This window comes from Microbacterium sp. Marseille-Q6965, from assembly GCF_946151065.1.
Lineage (GTDB): Bacteria > Actinomycetota > Actinomycetes > Actinomycetales > Microbacteriaceae > Microbacterium.
On the sequence record NZ_CAMGZA010000003.1, the window covers coordinates 41584 to 60542 of the forward strand.

The 18959-nt window shown below is 71.3% G+C and carries 13 protein-coding genes; 6 read left to right on the forward strand and 7 right to left on the reverse strand.

The window, feature by feature from the left end:
* Nucleotides 1-15 precede the first annotated feature (15 nt).
* Nucleotides 16-933, reverse strand: coding sequence for a transporter substrate-binding domain-containing protein (locus N8N77_RS09220; protein WP_261166447.1), 918 nt, complete (start codon nt 931-933; stop codon nt 16-18).
* Between the two features lie 166 nt (nt 934-1099).
* On the opposite strand from N8N77_RS09220, the gene purU reads away from it, so the two are divergent.
* Nucleotides 1100-1975: a formyltetrahydrofolate deformylase gene (gene purU, locus N8N77_RS09225; RefSeq protein WP_261166449.1), complete on the forward strand. Its 876-nt coding sequence runs from the start codon at nt 1100-1102 to the stop codon at nt 1973-1975.
* 81 nt (nt 1976-2056) lie between these two features.
* Here the strand turns inward: purU and N8N77_RS09230 are convergent, their stop codons facing one another.
* Together N8N77_RS09230 and N8N77_RS09235 are read right to left on the reverse strand one after the other, a co-directional pair.
* The gene (locus tag N8N77_RS09230; RefSeq protein ID WP_261166451.1) at nt 2057-3028 is read right to left on the reverse strand and encodes a class A beta-lactamase-related serine hydrolase; all 972 of its coding nucleotides are present in this window, start codon (nt 3026-3028) and stop codon (nt 2057-2059) included.
* Between the two features lie 112 nt (nt 3029-3140).
* A complete protein-coding gene (locus tag N8N77_RS09235; protein WP_261166452.1) occupies nt 3141-5099 on the reverse strand; it encodes a M13 family metallopeptidase in 1959 nt (652 codons plus the stop codon).
* A gap of 105 nt (nt 5100-5204) precedes the next feature.
* Here N8N77_RS09235 and N8N77_RS09240 point away from each other — a divergent pair, with 105 nt between their 5' ends.
* The 3 genes from N8N77_RS09240 to N8N77_RS09250 all read left to right on the forward strand — a co-directional run bounded on the left by N8N77_RS09240 (nt 5205) and on the right by N8N77_RS09250 (nt 8656).
* Nucleotides 5205-6374, forward strand: coding sequence for a MarP family serine protease (locus N8N77_RS09240; protein ID WP_261166454.1), 1170 nt, complete (start codon nt 5205-5207; stop codon nt 6372-6374).
* 38 nt (nt 6375-6412) lie between these two features.
* Nucleotides 6413-7744 (forward strand): MATE family efflux transporter, encoded by a 1332-nt coding sequence (locus tag N8N77_RS09245; protein ID WP_261166456.1) that lies wholly within the window; start codon nt 6413-6415, stop codon nt 7742-7744.
* Between the two features lie 180 nt (nt 7745-7924).
* A complete protein-coding gene (locus N8N77_RS09250) occupies nt 7925-8656 on the forward strand; it encodes a M23 family metallopeptidase (protein WP_261166458.1) in 732 nt (243 codons plus the stop codon).
* On the opposite strand, the gene N8N77_RS09255 is transcribed toward N8N77_RS09250, so the two are convergent.
* Both N8N77_RS09255 and N8N77_RS09260 read right to left on the reverse strand, forming a co-directional pair.
* Nucleotides 8623-9276: a TrmH family RNA methyltransferase gene (locus N8N77_RS09255; protein WP_261166459.1), complete on the reverse strand. Its 654-nt coding sequence runs from the start codon at nt 9274-9276 to the stop codon at nt 8623-8625. The genes N8N77_RS09250 and N8N77_RS09255 overlap by 34 nt on opposite strands.
* A gap of 72 nt (nt 9277-9348) precedes the next feature.
* Complete coding sequence (locus tag N8N77_RS09260) at nt 9349-15672, reverse strand: DUF11 domain-containing protein (protein ID WP_261166461.1); 6324 nt, start codon at nt 15670-15672, stop codon at nt 9349-9351.
* A 238-nt stretch (nt 15673-15910) separates the two neighbouring features.
* Between N8N77_RS09260 and N8N77_RS09265 the strand changes: the two genes are divergently transcribed.
* Together N8N77_RS09265 and N8N77_RS09270 are read left to right on the forward strand one after the other, a co-directional pair.
* Nucleotides 15911-17170, forward strand: coding sequence for an Nramp family divalent metal transporter (locus N8N77_RS09265; protein WP_261166463.1), 1260 nt, complete (start codon nt 15911-15913; stop codon nt 17168-17170).
* A gap of 13 nt (nt 17171-17183) precedes the next feature.
* On the forward strand, nt 17184-17786 hold the full coding sequence (locus N8N77_RS09270; protein WP_261166465.1) for a metal-dependent transcriptional regulator: 603 nt from the start codon (nt 17184-17186) through the stop codon (nt 17784-17786).
* 24 nt (nt 17787-17810) lie between these two features.
* Here the strand turns inward: N8N77_RS09270 and N8N77_RS09275 are convergent, their stop codons facing one another.
* A complete protein-coding gene (locus N8N77_RS09275; RefSeq protein ID WP_261166466.1) occupies nt 17811-18575 on the reverse strand; it encodes a hypothetical protein in 765 nt (254 codons plus the stop codon).
* The gene (locus tag N8N77_RS09280) at nt 18562-18957 is read right to left on the reverse strand and encodes a YbaB/EbfC family nucleoid-associated protein (RefSeq protein ID WP_261166467.1); all 396 of its coding nucleotides are present in this window, start codon (nt 18955-18957) and stop codon (nt 18562-18564) included. Before N8N77_RS09280 ends, N8N77_RS09275 begins: the two co-directional genes overlap by 14 nt.
* Nucleotides 18958-18959 lie beyond the last annotated feature (2 nt).

Below are 18959 nucleotides of genomic sequence, written 5' to 3' on the forward strand. Positions count from 1 at the left end.
TGGCCTCCGAGGTGCTCATCCGGCGGTCATCGGGTTCAGCTGCGGCTCCTCGACCATGACGTCGGTGAGCTCCCACTCGGTCATGATCCGCTCGTACTCGCCGTTGTCGAAGATGCCCTCGAACGCGGCGAACATGGCGGGGGCGAGCTCATTGCTCTTGGGCATGAACATGGCGAGCAGGTCGATGCCCGCGCCCTGCTCGTCGCCCTGCACGAGGTACTCGTAGCGGTCGGGCTCGGCGACCTGCACGTCCTTGGCGGCCGTCTGGGTGGTGCCCGCATAGTCGGCACGGTCGGAGTTGAGCGCGAGGAACGTCGAGTTCGTGTCTTCCAGCCCGATGAACTCGGGGGCCTCGAGGCCCTCCGCCGCACACCATTCGCTGTACCGCTCCAGCTGGCTCTCGGTGACCGAGCCCGTCACGCCGGCGACACGGGCGCCGCACAGGTCCTCGGGCTCGCTGAGCTCGTCGGAGCGCTCGGCGAGGTACAGGTACGACGTGCGCGTGGTCATCCACACCACGGTGTCGAAGTCGGCCTCCCGCTCGGGGGTGGTGCGCACCGGGCCGTTGAAGGCGTCGTACCGGCCGGAGAGCATGCCGGTGAGCATGGCGTCGAGCCCGGACGAGGTGCTGATCTCGAACGGCACACCGAGCTGCTCGGAGAGGGCGGCCTGGATGTCGGGGTCGATGCCCGTGATGTCGCCGTTCTCCTCGATGGTGCGGTACGGAGGGTGGGTGTCGCCGGCGATCGTGATGACACCCTTGTCCTTGATCGCCTCGGGGAGCAGGTCGTAGGCGGGCGCGTCCGTGTTCACGGCCTCGTCTGCCGGTGCATCGCCGGCGCCCTGGTCGGGGGCGCCTGCCGAGCCGCAGGAGGCGAGGGCGAGCGACACACCGGCGATCGCCACCAGTCCGAGCGTGGTGCTGAGCTTCATTGCGTTCTCCACATCGTTGTGCAGGGGGGCAGGGCGGGGGCCGTGCATGTCCAGGAATATCATGTCGTATGACATTCCGCACGGCAACCCGTCGCGGATCCCGACGCCGGGACCGGCGGGGAGGGGTGCGACGCGCGGCCGCGGCGTGAGCGGCCAGAATAGACGCATGCCCGAGACCATCGAGTCGCTCGTCGATCACGCGTGCCTGATCGTGCACGGACCGGATCAGCAGGGAATCGTCGCGGAGGTCGCCGCGCTGATCTCCCGCAACCAGGGGAACATCACCTCCCTGGACCAGTACTCCAGCGACCCCGAGGGCGGCGACTTCTTCCAACGAGTCGTGTTCCACCGCCCCGACCTCGTCGCCGCGCTCCCCGAGATCCGCGACGACCTCGCCCGCACCCTCGGCACACGGGGCATGTCCTGGCACATCGACGACATGTCCACCCCCAAACGAATGGCCATCCTGGCCTCCAAGAGCGACCACTGCCTACTCGACCTGCTCTGGCGCCACCGCCGCGGCGAACTGCCCGTGACGATCCCCATGGTCATCTCCAACCACACCAACGTCGCCGACGACGTCCGCTCCTTCGGGGTGCCGTTCTTCCACGTTCCCTCCCAGGAAGGCCCCGACAAGAGCCAGTCCGAAGCGGCCATCCTGGCGCTGCTGACCGGCAACGTCGACTTCGTCGTCCTCGCCCGCTACATGCAGGTCATCTCCAACGACTTCCTCGAAAAGCTCGGCGTGCCCGTCATCAACATCCACCACTCCTTCCTGCCCGCCTTCATCGGCGCCGCCCCCTACCGCAAAGCCAAAGAACGCGGCGTCAAACTCATCGGCGCCACCGCCCACTACGTCACCGAAGAACTCGACGAAGGCCCCATCATCGAGCAAGACGTCGTCCGCGTCAGCCACGCCGAAACCGCCGCCGACCTCCAACGCCGCGGCGCCGACGTCGAACGCGCCGTCCTCTCCCGCGCCGTCCTCTGGCACGCCCAAAACCGCGTCATCCGACACGGCAACCACACCATCGTCTTCTGATCCCCGGGTCGTCACCCTCGGCTTCCGGGGGACGAGGCGGTGCCACCCGGCCGGCGATCCGCGGAGCGTCGGCCCGCGGTGTCAGTGCACGAACTCCATCAACTCCGCGCCGAGCGTGCGGAAGACGCGGTGCCCCCGGTCACGGTGCATGGGCGACAGATCGTCGAAGCACACGGTGAGCGCGTAGGCCACGCCGGCGCCCGGACCGGCGATCACGCCGGCCTCCGAGCGGACGCCGTCGTTGTTCCGACCCGTGCGGTTGAGGAACAGCAGACCGTGGCGATCGTCGTCGTGCGCGAACGGATCGAGGTTGGTGGCGGCACCCACGAGGGTGAGGTCGTAGCCGAGCGTCAGCCACTCCGCGACCTGCGCGCTCACGCGCGCGTTCACGACCCGCCCGTTCACCAGATCGGAGAAGAGCTTCGCGTACTCGCGCGTGGTGCCGAGCGCGAAGTGCGGCGCGTCGTCCGGGCCCCGCTCGTCGCGGAAGCGGTCGAGCACGGCCGAGCGCGGCATCCCGAGCTCCACGAGCCGGCGCGTGACCGACTCGAGGCCGACCGCGTCGAGCAGTGCGTTGACCGCGAAGGCGTCGCCCGTGCTGGCCGCGAGGACGACGAGGTCGCCCAGCGGCAGGGTCGGCACCGCCAGATGGCGCCAGATCCCCGCCACCCCGACGCGGTCGAGCGAGGATCGCTCGACGAGGGCGAACGGGTCGAGCGTCTGCTCGTCGAACCGCGCCGCGGCCTCCACGAGGACCGGCACGACGCCGACACCGGCCACGGGGAGGGTGACGTAGTCGTCGCCCGACAGCACGACCGATCCGCGGTCGAGGTCGGTGATGTGGATGGACACCTGCGCGCCGGACGAGGCCAGGTCGTCGAGGGCCGCCATCGTGCCGGCGAAGACGCCGCTGCGGCCCCGGCGCACGACGCGAGCGCGCCCGTCGCGGGCGCGTCGTCTCGACGCGGTGTCATGATCGGGCTCGACGGCCACGATTCCTCCGGGGACGAGGGGTGGGGGAGGATCCGCGCGCTGCCCGGCGGTCGGGCCCATGGAGCTCATCGCCCCGGCCCCGTGCGCTCACGCGCGTGCGCGCGACCTCACGCGCCGATCCAGTAGAAGACTAATCCGCCCGCCGCGCTGAGCGCGACGGGCGGAGAAGACGTCACCAGATCGTCACACGCCTGTCAGGCGCCAGCCACAGAGCGTCCGACTCGGTCACGTCGAACGCGTCGTAGAACGCGTCGATGTTGCGCACGATCTGGTTGCACCGGAACTCGGCCGGCGCATGGGGATCGATCGTGAGGAGTCGGATCGCCTCGGCCTCGCGGCTCTTCTGCTGCCAGCACTGCGCCCACGACAGGAGCACCCGCTGCACGCCGGTGAGGCCGTCGATCTCGGGCGCCTCACCGCCGTCGAGCGACAGCGCATAGGCCTTGAGAGCGATGCCGAGGCCGCCGAGGTCACCGATGTTCTCGCCGATCGTCAGCGCGCCGTTCACGCGATGCGTCTGTGCGTCGAGGCCCTCCGGGGTCAGCTCGTCGTACTGCGCGATGAGGCTCTTCGTCCGCTCCTCGAAGGCCGCGCGGTCCTCGTCCGTCCACCAGTTGCGCAGGGCCCCCGCCCCGTCGTACTGCGATCCCTGGTCGTCGAAGCCGTGGCCGATCTCGTGACCGATCACGGCCCCGATGCCGCCGTAGTTCGCGGCGGCATCGCGCCCGGCGTCGAAGAACGGGTACTGCAGGATGGCCGCCGGGAACACGATCTCGTTCATCGTGGGGTTGTAGTAGGCGTTCACGGTCTGCGGCGTCATGAGCCACTCGTCGCGATCGATCGGCTTGCCGAGCTTGCCGAGCTCCCGATCGTGCTCGAACGCGGCGGCGCGCTGCACGTTTCCGAGCAGATCGCCGGCGTCGATCTCGAGAGCCGTGTAGTCGCGCCACCTCACGGGGTACCCGATCTTCGGCGTGAACGCCTCGAGCTTGGCGAGCGCCTTCTCGCGCGTTGCGGGGCTCATCCACTCCAGTGCCGTGATGCTCTGGCGATACGCCTCGATGAGATTCGCGACGAGCTCGTCCATCGCGGCCTTGGCCGCGGGCGGGAAGTGCCGCTCGACGTACACCTTGCCCACGGCCTCGCCCATCGATCCCTCCACGAGCGAGACGCCGCGCTTCCACCGCTCGCGGTTCGCCGGCACACCGGTGAGGGTGGTGCCGTAGAAGGAGAAGTTCTCGTCGACGAACTCGTCGGTGAGGTACGGCGCCGCCGCCCGCACGACGCGATAGCGCAGCCACGCCTTCCAGTCGTCGAGCCGCTCGGTCACGAGCAGCGCTCCGAGCCCCTCCAGGTACGACGGCTGCGAGACGACCACCTCGGCGAATCCCGCGGGGTCGGGGGCCACGGCCTCGAGCCACGGCTGCAGATCGAGACCGGCGAGCTGCTGGGTCTCGGCCCACGTCTTGAGGTTGTAGGTCGCGACGGCGTCGCGGCTGCGCACCGTGTCCCAGTGGTGCCCCGCGAGCTCGGTCTCGAGCGCGAAGAGGCGCTCCGCCTGGCCCGCCGCGTCGCCGAGACCGGCCAGCGCGAGCAGACGCTCCGCGTGCGTGCGGAACGCCGCGCGCACCTCCTCGAAGCTGTCGAGACGGTAATAGCTCTCGTCCGGCAGCGAGAGTCCCGCCTGCAACAGGTATGCGATGTAACGGTCGGGGTCACCCTTGTCGGGCGCGACGTACATGCCCACGATCGCCGCGACGCCAGCGCGGTCCAGCCGCCCCACCGCCTCCAGAAAGGCGGGGACGTCGGCGATCGCGTCGACCTCGGCGAGACGATCGGCGAGCGGCGCGGTGCCGAGCTGTGCGATGCGCTCGGTGTCCATGAACGACGCGTACAGGTCGCCGATCTTGCGCGTCTCCGTGCCCGGCTCAGCCGCCTGGGCCTCCTCGATGATGTCGCGCACCTGCTTCTCGGCCTGCTCGGCCAGCAGGTGGAACGAACCCCAGCGGGCCTTGTCCTCCGGGATCTCCGTGCGCGCGATCCACGAGCCGTTCACGTGCCGGTACAGGTCGTCCTGCGGGCGGACGTTCGGGTCGAGTTCGTCGATGGCGATGCCGGAGGGTTCAGTCATGGGTCCATCGTAGGGTCGGGCTGTGCGCGGGCGGCGGCCGGTCTTTCCGCGCTCTCACCGGCCGCCTCGGGCCATCTGCGGCACGATAGAGGCAGGAGGCGGCTGATGCTCGTGGTGGACGTGATCGTGATCGCGGTGATCGTCGTCGCGCTGCTCAGCGGCCTGCGCGTCGGATTGTTCACCGGCCTCGGCGCCTGGGCCGGTATCGCCGCGGGCGCCCTGCTGTCGCCCTGGCTCGCCCCGCTGGCGAGCCGGGCGGTGCCCGAACCGGCTTGGCGCGGCGCGGCGCTGCTCGCGACCGTGATCGCGCTGCTGGCCGTGGGCTGCGCCATCGGAACCGCGATCGGGGCCATGCTGCGGCGCGGGGCCGACCGGATGAGGGTGGGCGCGCTGGATCGCCTGCTCGGGGGCCTGGCCGGAGCGGTCGCCGCCACGCTGGCGGCGGCACTGGCGGGATCGGTTGTCGCGACCGCCGGCATCCCCGTCGTCTCCGCGGCCGTCGCCTCGTCGGGAGTCTTGCGCACGATCAACCGGCTCACGCCGGATCCCGTGGCCGAAGCCCTCGCGCGGCTGCGCTCGGCGGTGGTCGAGGACGCCCTTCCGACCATCGGCGGGATCATCGATCCGACCACCGTCCTGCCCTCTCCCGACCTCGACGTCGACGATCCCGCCCTCGCGGCCGCCGCCGCGTCCGTCGCCCGCATCTCGGGCGTCGCGTACGCGTGCGGCACGGGATCGACGGGATCCGGGTTCGTCGTGGCCGAGGACCTCGTCGTCACGAACGCGCACGTCGTCGCGGGCGTGGAATCGGTCGTCGTCGAGCTGCCCGATCGCCCGGCCGTCGATGGACGCGTGGTGTACTTCGACCCCGTCGACGACCTTGCGGTGATCTCCGCCGACGTTGCGGCCGAACCGCTCACCGTCACCACACCGCTCGGCATCGGCGCGGAGGCCGCGGTGCTGGGGTATCCCTACGGCGGGCCCTTCCAGACGCGGGCGGGAACCGTGATGTCGGTGGGGCCCGTGGAGATCGCCGACATCTACGGCGGGCCCCCCACGGCCCGCGACACCTACGCGCTGGCCGCCGAGGTGCGCCCCGGCAACTCGGGCGGGCCGCTGCTCACGCCGGATGGCGAGGTCGCCGGCGTCGTCTTCGCGCGCGACGAGGCGAACCCCGGCATCGGGTACGCCATGACGACGGCCGAGCTCGAGCCCGTGCTGGGCGCGGTCGGCCCCGCGGACGCGCCGGTGTCGACCGGTTCGTGCGCGCCGTGACGGCGACCCCGCTTTCCGGCACGCCCTAGGCTCGAGGGGTGGCACAACCCGGCACCCGGCGATCGCTGAACCGTGACATCCTGCGGCTCGCCGTGCCCGCGCTGGGCGCCCTCATCGCCGAGCCGATCTTCCTCATCACCGACTCGGTGATGGTCGGGCACCTGGGCGTGACGCCGCTGGCCGGACTGGGCATCGCCTCGGCAGTGCTGCAGACGATCGTGGGGCTGATGATCTTCCTCGCCTACTCCACGACCCCCGCCGTCGCGCGCCGATTCGGCGCCGGCGATCTTCGTGGCGCCGTGTCGGTGGGCATCGACGGCATGTGGCTCGCCCTGGGGATCGGCGCGGTGCTCGCCGTCGCCGGGTACTTGGCCACTCCCCTCCTCGTCGGTCTGTTCGGGGCGAACGCCGCCGTCTCGGCGCAGGCCGAGACCTACCTCGGCATCTCGATGTGGGGGCTGCCGGCGATGCTCATCGTGTTCGCGGCGACCGGTCTGCTGCGCGGTATGCAGAACACGGTCATCCCGCTGTGGGTGGCCACGGCCGGCTTCGCCGCCAACGCGCTGCTGAACTGGCTGTTCATGTACGGGCTCGGATGGGGGATCGCGGGCTCGGCCGCCGGCACCGTCGCCGCCCAGTGGGGCATGGTGGCCGCGTACGCGCTCGTGATCGGTCGCCTCGCCGCGCGCCACCACGCCTCGATCCGCCCGCAGCGCGAGGGCGTGCGGGGATCGGCGCGGTCGGGCGGCTGGATGTTCCTGCGCACCGTGAGCCTGCGGGTCAGCCTGCTCGCGACGGTCAGCGCCGCGACCGCGCTCGGCACGGACGAGCTGGCCGGGTGGCAGATCGTGTTCACCATCTCGTCCACCGCCGCCTTCGCCCTCGATGCCCTCGCGATCGCAGCGCAGGCGCTCATCGGCCGCTCCCTCGGCGAGGGCGATGAGGAGCATGTGCGCGGCGTGCTCGCGCGCACCCTGGCGTGGGGCGCGTGGTTCGGCGTGCTGTGCGGCGCCGTCATCGCGGCGCTCTCGGGCGTGATCGGCCTGCTCTTCACGGGTGACGCCGACGTGGCGGCGCTGCTCGTGCCCGCGCTCGTGCTCATGGGCGTGATGCAGCCGCTCGCCGGCGCCGTCTACGTGCTCGACGGCGTGCTCATGGGCGCGAACGACGCCCGCTACCTCGCGCTCGCGGGCGCGATCAACCTCGTGCCTTTCCTGCCGTACCTCGCGGTGGTGTGGTGGTTGCGGCCGACGGGATCGTGGGGCCTGGCGCTCATCGCGGCCGGCTTCTTCGTCATCCTCATGGGCATGCGCTTCTGGACCCTGCACCGCCGCGTGCGGGGCACGGAGTGGCTGCATCAGGAGGCCTGACGCCCCGGGTGCGGCCCGCCCGATTCGCGCGCCGGCGCGGACCGATCCGTCGCGCTCCCCCTCTAGCGAGACGCCGGCCGCGGCGGGAGCATGGAACGGATCGCCATGCCGACGTCACGCAGAGGCCTCCGAGACGCGCGCGTCCGCGCGCGGCACGGGCGCGCGATCCGGCGGGTGTGCGTGGACGCGGGCCTCGCCCTCGCGATCGTCGCGGCCGCGGCCAGCGGCTCGCTCGCGGGAATCGTGGCCATCGGCGACCGCACCCGCGTCGTCGCGGCTCCGATCCCCGTCGACACCGATGCCCAGGCGTACGTCGCTCCGAGCCGACCCGCTTCGCCGGTACTGACCGCGAGCGACTACGGCGCCACGACGGTCGCGGAGGTCCGCGCCCTGCACCGAGCGATGGAGGCCGCGGCCGAGCTCGAACGCCTGAAGGCGATCCGCGCCGCCGTGGCGGCGGGCGAGCCGTACTCGGTCGACGACCTGCCGCGCGCCGGCGATCCGATGGTGGCGGCCATGGGGTGGACCTGGCCGGTCGCGATGGGCACGATCACCGACACCTTCGGCACCCGGGGAGGGGCGCATGCGGGCATCGACATCGCCGCGGCCGAGGGCACTCCCGCGCGGGCGGCGGCACCGGGGATCGTCGTGGCCTCGGAGGAGTCCGCCCCCGGCTACGGCGTCATGGTGGTCATCGAACACGCCGACGGGGTGCGCACGCTTTACGCGCACCTCGTCTCCGGGAGCCGCGCGGTCCGGGTGGGGGACTGGGTCGAGCCCGGCGAGATCGTCGGGGCGGTGGGGAACACGGGTCGAAGCTTCGGGCCCCACCTGCACTTCGAGGTGCGCGTGGCCGGCGCCGCGGTCGATCCGTTCGGTTACCTTCCCGGGGCGGGCGCGCCTCCGGCGTAACGCCGGGCCCACTCGTACATGACGACCGCCGCCGCGGCGCTGGCGTTGATCGAGCGCGTGGAGCCGTACTGGGTGATCTCGATGTGGCTCGACGCCGCCGCGAGGGCCTCGGGTGACAGCCCCGGCCCCTCCTGGCCGAACAGCAGCACGCACCGCTCGGGCAGCTCGGCGCGGTCGACGGGCACGGCCTCGCCGACATTGTCGACGGCGACGATCGGGATGGCCTCCCGCGCTGCCCACTCGGCGAAGGTCGCGACGTCGGGATGGTGCACGACGTGCTGATAGCGATCGGTCACCATCGCGCCACGGCGGTTCCAGCGCCGCCGACCGATGATGTGCACCGTGTCGGCGAGGAACGCGTTGGCGCTGCGGACGATCGAGCCGATGTTCATGTCGTGCTGCCAGTTCTCGATCGCCACGTGGAACGGATGGCGCCGCGCATCGAGGTCGGCGACGATCGCCTCCATCGTCCAGTAGCGGTAGCGGTCGATCACGTTACGGCTGTCGCCGTGGGCCAGCAGCTCGGGGTCGTACTGGTCCCCCTCCGGCCACTCCCCCGGCCAGGGCCCCACGCCGTGCGTCGTGAACTCGCGGCTGGGCTCGGGCGTCGCGTCGGTCACCGGTTCAGCGTAGCCGCGCGCGTATGGCGAGGGGCCGCCCGCGTGGTGTGCGGGCGGCCCCCGGTCGCGTGCTTACGCGGCGGCGATGCGGCGTCGGCGGGCGATCAGCAGGCCGCCGCCGAGCAGGAGCAGCAGCACCGCGGCGCCGATCACCCCTGCCGCGATCGTCGCGCCGGTGCGCTCCAGCGGCGACGGGACGTCCTCCGGCCACTCCGGCACCGCGCACGCGCCGGCCGCATCCGACAGGCCGTTGTGAGCCAGACCCGCTGTGTTCGCGAAACCGCCCGGCTCACCCGAGCCCGGCTTCGGGCACGCCAGCGTCGACGCGTCCGCCGCGTCGGTGTCCAGCACCGCCGTCACACTCACCCGATAGGTGTGCGTCACCCCCGCACCCAGAGCCACGTCCGCGGCGACGACGTTCTCATCCGAACCGTCCTCACCCCGACCGGTCCACGAGCTCGACGGCGTCACACCCTCCGGCGCATCGATCACGACCGCCGAGCGGACCTCCAGCCCCGCCCCGTACCGCAGGCGGTCGACCAGGTCGTACTCACCCGCAGCGGCACCATCGTTCGTGGCCGTCACCACGTAGCGGACCGTCCACAGGCCGTCCTCCCCGGCCACCGGGTCGCCGTCCATCGCCTTGTCGATCTCGATCGAGGGCAGCGGCGCGCAGTCCGTGTCGGTCTGGGTGCCACCGGTCTCATCCGTCAACGTCGCGGCGTTGTTCAGCCCCTGTTCGATGAAGTTCCCACCCGGAGCCATCGTGCAACCCGGCGCGCCGGTGCCGTCGGGCTCCGCGGCATCGAAGTGCAGCGGCACGTTCGCAACCACGGCGACCCGGTAGATGTGCGGGGCATACCCGTCGTCATCCAGACCCGCGATCGACACGTCGGTCGCGATCACCTGGTCGGCGTCACCGTCGAACCCGGGGTTCACCGTCACACCGTCCGGCCCGTCCACGGCGACCGAGTCGACCGTGATGACCGGAGCGAACAGGAACTCGTCGTCCAGGTCATAGGTCGTCGCCTCCGTGCCGACGTTGCCGACCGTCAGGTCGTAGACGACCTCCCACTTCCCGTCACCGACCGGCTTCGCCGAAACCAGCGACTTGTCGAGCGTCGGCTTGCCCGGGCGCACGCACTCATCGTCTGACTCTTCGATGCCGTTCCATCCGACCGTCGCGACGTTGTTCAGCCCACCGGGCACCGTCGAGCCGTCACCGGTGGTGCAGCTTTCGGTGTCGCGGATCTCCACGTCGGACAGATCGACCGCATAGCGGACCGTCACGGTGTAGGTGTGCACCACCGGGGCACCCGTCGCGCCGTCGATCGGCTGGCCGGTCACGATGCGGACATCGCCCAGGCCGTCGAAGCCGGAGTTGATGCCGACCGGGTCCGGCGCATCCGTCACGACCTGCTCGATGCCGACGATCGTCACGCCGTCGCCCGGAGCGAGCGTGTCATCCAGGTCGTACGATCCGGCGCCCGGACCACGGTTGATCGCCGTGATCTCGTACGTCACGTCGTACACGCCGTCCTGACCGTCGACCGGCGTCACCGCGCCCGAGAGGGACTTGGTGGTGTCGATCAGCGGCAGCGGAGCGCAGTCCTCGTCGTCACGGGTCTCGCCGTTGTGCTCGAGTTCGACCGTGTTGGCCAGGCCACCCCGATCGCCCGAACCCGGAGCCGGGCACGCCAGGTCCTCCGGCGTCACGACGTCGCGGTCCATGGAGACCACCACCTGCACCTGGTAGGTGTGGGTGCCGCCGGCCTCCAGCTCGATGCCCCCCGCGACGAGGTTCTCCGCGTCGCGCAGGTCCGCGCCCTGGCCGGTCCATCCGGCCTCAGGCGTGACGCCCACCGGCGCGGTGCTCACCGTCGCGGACTCGACGACGATGCCGTCGCCGTAGCGCAGCTGGTCGCGCACGTCGTAGTCGCCCGCCGCGCCGCCGGTGTTGGTGGCGACGAGATCGTACGTGATCGTCCACGTGCCGTCGCCGTTCGGCGTCGGGCCGTCGCTGATCTCCTTGTCCACGTCGATCAGCGGCAGCGAGGCGCAGTCCTCATCCTGGGCGATGATGCCGTTGTGGTCGACGCTGGCCGAGTTCGCCAGGCCGCCGTTGTCACCACTGCCCGGGGCGGGGCACCGCAGCTCGTTCGGGTCGACCGTGGCCTCGTCCGTCTCGACGACAACCTCCACCTGGTAGGTGTGAAGGCCGCCCGCGGCGAGGGGCACGTTCTCGGCGACGAGGTTCTCCGGCGAGTCGTCGTCCGGTCCCCTGCCCGTCCACGACCCTTCTGCCGTCACGCCGCCCGGCGTGGTGACCACGTCGGCCGAGATGATGTCGATGCCCGCACCGTAACGCAGGCGGTCGTACAGGTCGTACTCGCCCGCGCCGCCGCCGACGTTCTCCGCGACGATGTCGTACACGATCGTGTAGGTGCCGTCGCCGTTCGGCGTCGGGCCGTCGCTGATCGTCTTGTCGACCGTGACGTAGGCGATCGTCACGCACGCCTCGGCCTCGTCGGTCAGATCGTTGTGCTCGATGCCCGCCGCGTTCGACAGGCCGCCGCTCTCGTTGGGATCGGCCGCGCACGACGTGACCACGGGCACGCCGGTCACGCCGTCGGCGATCCCGATGATCACCTCGACCCGGTACGTGTGCGACGCGCCAGCCGGGAGCGTCACGCCCGAGGCGATGACGTTCTCGTCGGCGCCCTCCGCGCCCAGGCCCGTCCACGACGCGTTCGGCGTCACGCCCGCCGGTGCCGTGGTGACCGAGCCGGAGACGACCTCGAGGTCGCCGTCGGCGGTCATGCGGTCGGTCACCCGGTAGGTGCCGTCGAAGGCGCCGTCGTTCGTCGCGACGATGTCGTACGTCACCGTCCAGGTGCCGTCGCCGTTGGGCACCGGGCCCGCCGACACGCCCTTGTCGATGTCGATCGAGGGGATCGGGGCGCACGCCTGGTCGTCCTCGACGCCGCCACGAGCATCGGTCAGCTGTGAGGTGTTGTTGAAGCCCTGCTCGGCGTCGGACCCGTCACCCGGGCACGACGTCGAATCCGGGTTCGCTCCCGCCCCCGGCACCTGCAATGGCACCTCGGCGATCACCGTGAGCTCATAGTGATGCGCGGCGTAGCCGGGGTCGTCGTTGCCGAGCAGCGGCACGTTCTGCGCGATCGCGGCCTCTCCCTGACCGTTCCACGCCGGCGTGGCCAGCGTCACGCCCGCCGGCGAATCGGTCACCTGGGCCGACACGATCGTCGCCTCCGGGGTGAAACGCAGCGTGTCCGCAAGGTCGTACGACGTGGGGTGCGCCGACGTGTTCGTCACGTCGATGCCGTAGACGACCTCCCACTGGCCGTTGCCGATCGGTGTGGCCGACAGCAGCGTCTTCTCGTGCGTCGGGTCGCCGTCCACCTCGAAACCGGCCGGGTCGCAGCTCTCCTGAACCTCGCCGATCATGTCGGCCGGCAGCGTGGACACGTTCACGCACGCGTTGTTCACCACCGTGTCGAGACCGCCCTCCTCGAGCACGATCGAGTACTCCTCGACGTGGGCGTTGTCCTCACCCGGCAACAGCTCGGCGATCTCGAACGACCCCAGCTCCGGCTGCTTGTCGTCCGTCACCACCAGGTCGCGCAGGGTGCCCTGGCCGGTGTTGGTCACCACGATCCGGTAGTTCACCGTCTCGCCCGGTCGGAACGACGGGTACTCGGCCGCATCGTTCGCATCGACCCAGTTGCCGTCACGGTCCTGCACGTACTTCTTCAGCGACACCGAGTACATCGCGCCCATCGTGAGGGGCTCGGACGTGCGCATCACCAGCTCGGTGTGCTCCGCGATGGCCTGCGCCCGGTTCACGTACACGTCCCCCGGCTCCGCACCCTCGGGCTGGATGTGCACCGTGAAAGCGAAGGTCGCCCCCGGCGCCAGCTCGCCGCCAATCACGCGGATCGCGGTCGGGTTCGCCACCGGCGCGGTGCTCCATCGGGCCGGGTCCACCGTGCCCGGCGCAGGTCCGTTGCTGCGGTCCGACGGGTCATCCGACAGCGTCGCCGGGGCGTCGGTCGTGTAATACACCGTCGCCCCCGCCGGCACGTCCACCCCGGTCACGTCATACGTGCCCTCGAAGTCGGTGCCTCGCCCGTCGCCCTCGTACGGGAGAATGTCGATCGTGTCCGTGAACGCCTGCGGCAGCGGGTCCTCCGACCGCAACGTCACCGTCCACGAACCCGACTCGCCCGAGCCGTCGCCGTCCGGGTTCGCGATGAACCACCGGTCCGTGCTCTTTGCGATCGAGGTGAAGCCGTTGGTCGAGACGGTGACCTGCGCGGTCGCCGGTGTCGACGACTCGCCCTCCACCGACGCGACCACGCTGTTGGTCAGCGCGGCGCCCGGCGTCACGTCGGCCGCGGCGACCGCCTGGTAGGTCAGGGTCTGCAGCGCGTTCGTGGGCACGCCGTCGAGGTCCCAGGTCAACACCTGCTGCCCGGACCCGTTCGTCGTCACGGTCGGCGCGGGGTTGGCCGATCCGGGAACGTACGTCATGCCCGCGGGCAGCGTGTCCACGAGCCCGAAGTCATCGACCGTCGGGTCGATGGCTCCGGTGCCGTTCGCGCTGTAGGTGAGCGTGTAGGTCGCCGGGACGCCCGGCTTGACCGAGGAACGGTCGACGGACTTCGTGACCGCTGGGGTCACGCCGATGACGTACAGGACGTCGCGACCACTTTCGGCGTACGGGTACCGCTTACCCGGCGTCAACGGCCCCCACCTGGTGGGCTCGGCGGGGTTCATGCTGCGGGCCGGGTACTGCCACGCCCCGTTGACGTAGGCGGCACCCCACTCCCATACGTCCGTCCCGACCGGCGCGGTCGGCTTGATCATGTGGCGGACGTTCAGGCTCGATCTCGGGTTGCCGGTCATCGCCGAGAAGGGATAGAGAGCGCGCACGGCCTTCACGGTCTGGCCGGCTGCGGGCGTCGTGGTCCAGCCCGCGGGGTCCTGGTCGCACCGGAACGCGTTCGGGTCGTAGCTCCCGCTGGCCGGATCGACGGTGACCGCCGACCCGACGTAGTACTCGAGCGCCACGCCAGGCAGCGAAGCCCCGCCCCAGCCGTGACTGATCTCCGCCCACACGAAGTCGACGTAGCGGGTGTCGAGGATCTGGCACTGGCCGAACACCGTGGCCGGGTTGGATGAGGCCCACTCGGCGGTGGTCGTGGACTGCACCGTCCGGCCCGGCGAGACGCGGAACTCGTTGCTCCACCACGAGGGCACCTGGATGCCCGTGAACTCAGGCTGCCAGGCGTTGGACCAGCCGCCACGCGTCCAGACCTTGTTCGAGGTGTTGTTCGACGGGTCGTCCGTCGACGTGGCCCCCGACGGGGACTGGTACGTGGGCGCGCTCGAGGTGAGCGTCATGCTGTTGTTCGCACCGCTCATGAAGCGGAACCACACCGTGCCGCTGGCCACCGCCTCGCGGTTCGCCGGAAGCGCGCGCCCCACCGAGTCCCGCGTGGGCACCTGCAGACGCGAGTAGTCGATCCCGGTCAGCGTGAGGGTGAAGGACCCGTCGGCGTTGCGCGTCAGCGAGCAGCCGTCCACGAACGGAGCCGTCTGCTCCGCAGGGTGACCAGCGCCGGACCACGGGTGCCCCGTCGCGCCGCCCGTCGTGAACGGCGAACACGCCTGAGGTCCCACTCGGATCTCCGCGCCCACCGGATTGGTGACGTCAAGGCGGTAACTCACCGAATCGGGCCCAGGGTCGCTGCCGGCCTGTGTGAACAGCGTCCACTGGACGTCGATGTCCACATAGTTGTCGGCCCACCCGATGCCGCTGGTGGGCGTCTGCCAGACCATGTCCATCGCGAACGGGTTCTCGATGGTGATGAAGGGAACATCCGCCGTCTCGTCACCGATGGTGGCGACGGCGTCGATCCGGTCCCCGCTCTGGCCGTCGGCCCGGATGGGAGTCTGCACGACGTGAGCCGTCCCCTGGTCCTGGGTCCCGAGGTTGCAGACGAGCGTCTTGCCGTCGGGCGAGATGCTCGACGCCGGGGTCACACCGGTGACGAGGCAGGCGTCGGGGAGGGCGCTGAAGGCGCCGCGGGGGATGGTCACCTCGAAGGTGACGTTGTCGACCGGCTCGTTGGCGGGAGCGGCGGCGTCATCGTTGACGTTGACGCGCCATTCCGCGGTCACGACGTCGCCGGAGGCCACCACGCTGGGCGCGTTCTCCGCCCACCGGCCGGAAATCTCGTAGACGGTCGCGGCCACGGCGGGCGTCGCGACGAGCACGCTGCCCGCCGTCACGATGATCGCGGTGGCCGCGGCGGCGATCGCGCGAAGGCCGCGCGGCGCGCGGAACGAACGCGAGGTCGACGTGTTCATTGGTTGTACTCCCCCATTGGACGACCGACCTCGCCGCGCCACACCACGCGCGGCACCAGTCGGGCTCACACCATACACTCAGGTTCCGCCTCGCCCGGACAACGTGTGCGCCGTAATTCACCCGACACTTCACCCTCCGCGCGCCGGGGAGGGGGCGCCCCCACCCGTCCACGACTCGAACCCTCCGATCGGTCACCAGCACTTTTCGGCACACCTAAAAATCTGGCACACTGTCGGCATGACGACGGAGACGACGACGCGCACCGCACCCCGGCCGGCCTGGCTACTCGGCCCCGCCCTCGTGGCGGGAGTGGCCTACCTCGACCCCGGCAACGTGGCCACGAACATGTCGGCGGGCGCGCAGTTCGGCTACCTGCTCGTGTGGGTGGTGGTGCTCGGCAACGCGATGGCGTGGCTGATCCAGTACCTCTCGGCCAAGCTCGGCGTCGTCACCGGCCGCAGCCTGTCGCAGACCCTCGGCGAGCGCATCCGCCGCCCGTGGGCGCGGCGCGCCTACTGGCTCCAGGCCGAGCTCGTCGCCATGGCCACCGACATCGCCGAGATCATCGGCGGAGCCGTCGCCCTGTGGCTGCTCTTCGACGTCCCGCTGCTCATCGGCGGGCTCATCACGAGCGCGGTCTCGATGATCCTGCTCGCCGTGCAGTCCACGCGGGGCGCGAAGCCGTTCGAGTTCGTCATCATCGGGCTCATGGCGGTCATCGCCGTCGGCTTCACGGTGGGCGTCTTCGTGGGCCCGCCCGATCCCGCCGCCACCGCCGCGGGGCTGCTGCCGCGCTTCGAGGGGACCGCATCGGTTCTGCTGGCCGCGTCGATCCTCGGCGCGACGGTCATGCCGCACGCCATCTACGCGCACAGTGCCCTGTCGCGCGACCGCTTCCACGGCCCCATGCAAGGGTTCGCGCGCCAGGAGGAAGCGGGCGTGCGCGTGCCGCGCCTGCTGCGCGCCACGAAGCTCGACGTCACGATCGCGCTGGTGATCGCCGGAACGGTGAACCTCGCCATCCTGCTGCTCGGCGCCGCCAACCTGCCCGGCGTGCCGGGAACCGACAGCCTCGAGGGTGCGCACGCGGCGCTGTGGGACGGCCTGGGCCCCGCCATCGCGACCCTGTTCGCCGTGGGCCTGCTCGCCAGCGGCCTCGCGTCGACGTCGGTCGGCGCGTACGCGGGCGCCGAGATCATGTCGGGTCTGTTGCGGGTGCGCATCCCGCTGCTCGCCCGCCGGCTCATCACACTCGTGCCCGCCCTCGCCATCCTCGCCGTCGGCTTCGACCCCACCCAGGCGCTCATCCTGAGCCAGGTCGTGCTGTCGTTCGGCATCCCGTTCGCGCTCATCCCGCTCGTCGCCCTCACGGCGCAGGAGCGCACGCTCGGCGCGTTCCGCAACCGCTGGTGGACCACCGCGCTCGGCATCGTCTGCAGCGGGTTCCTCATCGCCCTCAACGGCGCCCTGCTGTGGCTGACCTTCACCGGCGCGTGAGTACCCTGGTGGCGTGCCCTCCCCCGCTGTCGACGACTACCTGAAGACGGTGTACGCGCACACCGAGTGGCAGGACGCCCCCATCACGCCCTCGGTGCTGGCCGCCCGGCTCGGCGTCGCGCCGTCGAGCGTGACCGAGATGGTGAAGAAGCTGGCGGCGCAGGGGCTCGTGGCACACGAACCGTACCGCGCCGTGCGCCTCACGCCCCAGGGCGAGCGCCGCGCCCTGGAGATGACGCGCCGGCACCGGTTGATCGAGACGTGGCTCGTGCGCGAGTTCGGCTACACGTGGGACGAGGTGCACGACGAGGCCGAGGTGCTGGAGCACGCCATCAGCGACCGCCTGCTCGAGAAGATCGACGAGCGGCTCGGGAGGCCGCGCTTCGACCCGCACGGCGACGCGATCCCCGACGCCTCCGGTCGCGTGGAGCGGGAGCCGTTCGTGCTGCTGGCCGACGCCAGCCCAGGGCACGAGGGGCACGTGCTGCGCGTGAGCGATCGCGACCCCGACCTGCTGCGGGCGATCGAGGACGCCGGGATCGAGGTCGGGTCGGTCCTGCGTGCCGGCGACCCCGTGCCGCCCGGCGCCGAGGATGCCATCTGGCTCAGCGCCTGACGGCACCGCTCCGCGCTGCGTGCGTCAGGCGATGATCGCCGCGACCTGGCGGGCGAGCGCGACCCGCGCCGCCGCCGTCTCGGGCCGCGGATCGTCCATTGCGAACACGACCACCCGACCGAGCCCCACCGTCACGCTCAACGGCAGATCGCGGTGTGCCGACACCAGCTCGCGCACGCGCCCGGCCCACGCCGGCTCCTCGTCCGCGCCCGTCCACGAACGACGCCCGCCCTGGGTCCACGCCGGCGTGATGAGGAGCGGATCGGGCAGCGACGCATTCGACGCGGCGAAGCGCACCTGACCGGTCGCCGCCGGAACCACGACGATCTCGCGCCGGCGCACCTGCCGTCGCGACCCCGGGATGGCGCGAAGCACCCAGGTCTCCACCCGGGTGGCGCCCGACTGATCGGCCGTCATGATCCGCCCCCTCGCGGCCGTCACGCTCCACCCGCGCGGAATGGCAAGGTCGACGTCCTGCGGATCGGCGGGACCGTCGCCCCCCTGCGTCCATCCGTGCGCCGCGGCCCACGCCGCACGGGCGGCGGCCACGCGGCCGTGGACCGCCTCGACGCCGCTGCGGCCGCTCACAACGAGGGCGAGGACGACCCCGGCCACCAGGATCGCCGCCACGATGCCCATGCGCGCCGGCTGCGGCAGGCTGCCGGTCAGCACCGCCGCGAGCACGGCGGCCGCCACCGTCCCGATGCCGACGAACAACGGCCTGCCGGCCGTGCCGGTCCACGCCCGGGCGCCCAGGGCCGGCCGTGCCGCCGCGTCAGCGGAGGTCATCGCGCAGCACCTCCACCCGCGACGGGATCGACTGGTGGTACGACGCGCTCATGAGGGTGGACAGCTCCGGGGAGGACGGCAGCGCGTGGGCAGCGAGCTCGTCGACCGCGTCACGTAGGGCGAGGAGGGCCCGGTCGTGAGCCTCCATCGTGAGCCGCGACAGCGTGGCAGGAGAGAGCGAGGGCGCCGAGGGCGTGAACTCGACGTCGCGAATCAGACCGTCCGAGCCGACCCGCACGCGCACCTCGCGCCGGCTCGACCAGCCGACGTGCTCGCGCGCTTCCAGGTTCTGCGCGAACGCCTGACTCTCCTGAGCGGCCCGGTGGGCCTCCTGGCGCAGCTGCTCGAGCCGCTGCCTCGCCGCCAGCATCCCGTCGTCCATGC

Coding starts and splice junctions, on each gene's coding strand:
- purU (WP_261166449.1), top strand. CDS start 1,100: ATGCCCGAGACCATCGAGTCGCTCGTCGATCACGCGTGCCTGATCGTG.
- N8N77_RS09240 (WP_261166454.1), top strand. CDS start 5,205: ATGCTCGTGGTGGACGTGATCGTGATCGCGGTGATCGTCGTCGCGCTG.
- N8N77_RS09280 (WP_261166467.1), bottom strand. CDS start 18,957: ATGGACGACGGGATGCTGGCGGCGAGGCAGCGGCTCGAGCAGCTGCGC.
- N8N77_RS09235 (WP_261166452.1), bottom strand. CDS start 5,099: ATGACTGAACCCTCCGGCATCGCCATCGACGAACTCGACCCGAACGTC.
- N8N77_RS09260 (WP_261166461.1), bottom strand. CDS start 15,672: ATGAACACGTCGACCTCGCGTTCGTTCCGCGCGCCGCGCGGCCTTCGC.
- N8N77_RS09265 (WP_261166463.1), top strand. CDS start 15,911: ATGACGACGGAGACGACGACGCGCACCGCACCCCGGCCGGCCTGGCTA.
- N8N77_RS09230 (WP_261166451.1), bottom strand. CDS start 3,028: ATGGGCCCGACCGCCGGGCAGCGCGCGGATCCTCCCCCACCCCTCGTC.
- N8N77_RS09275 (WP_261166466.1), bottom strand. CDS start 18,575: ATGACCTCCGCTGACGCGGCGGCACGGCCGGCCCTGGGCGCCCGGGCG.
- N8N77_RS09220 (WP_261166447.1), bottom strand. CDS start 933: ATGAAGCTCAGCACCACGCTCGGACTGGTGGCGATCGCCGGTGTGTCG.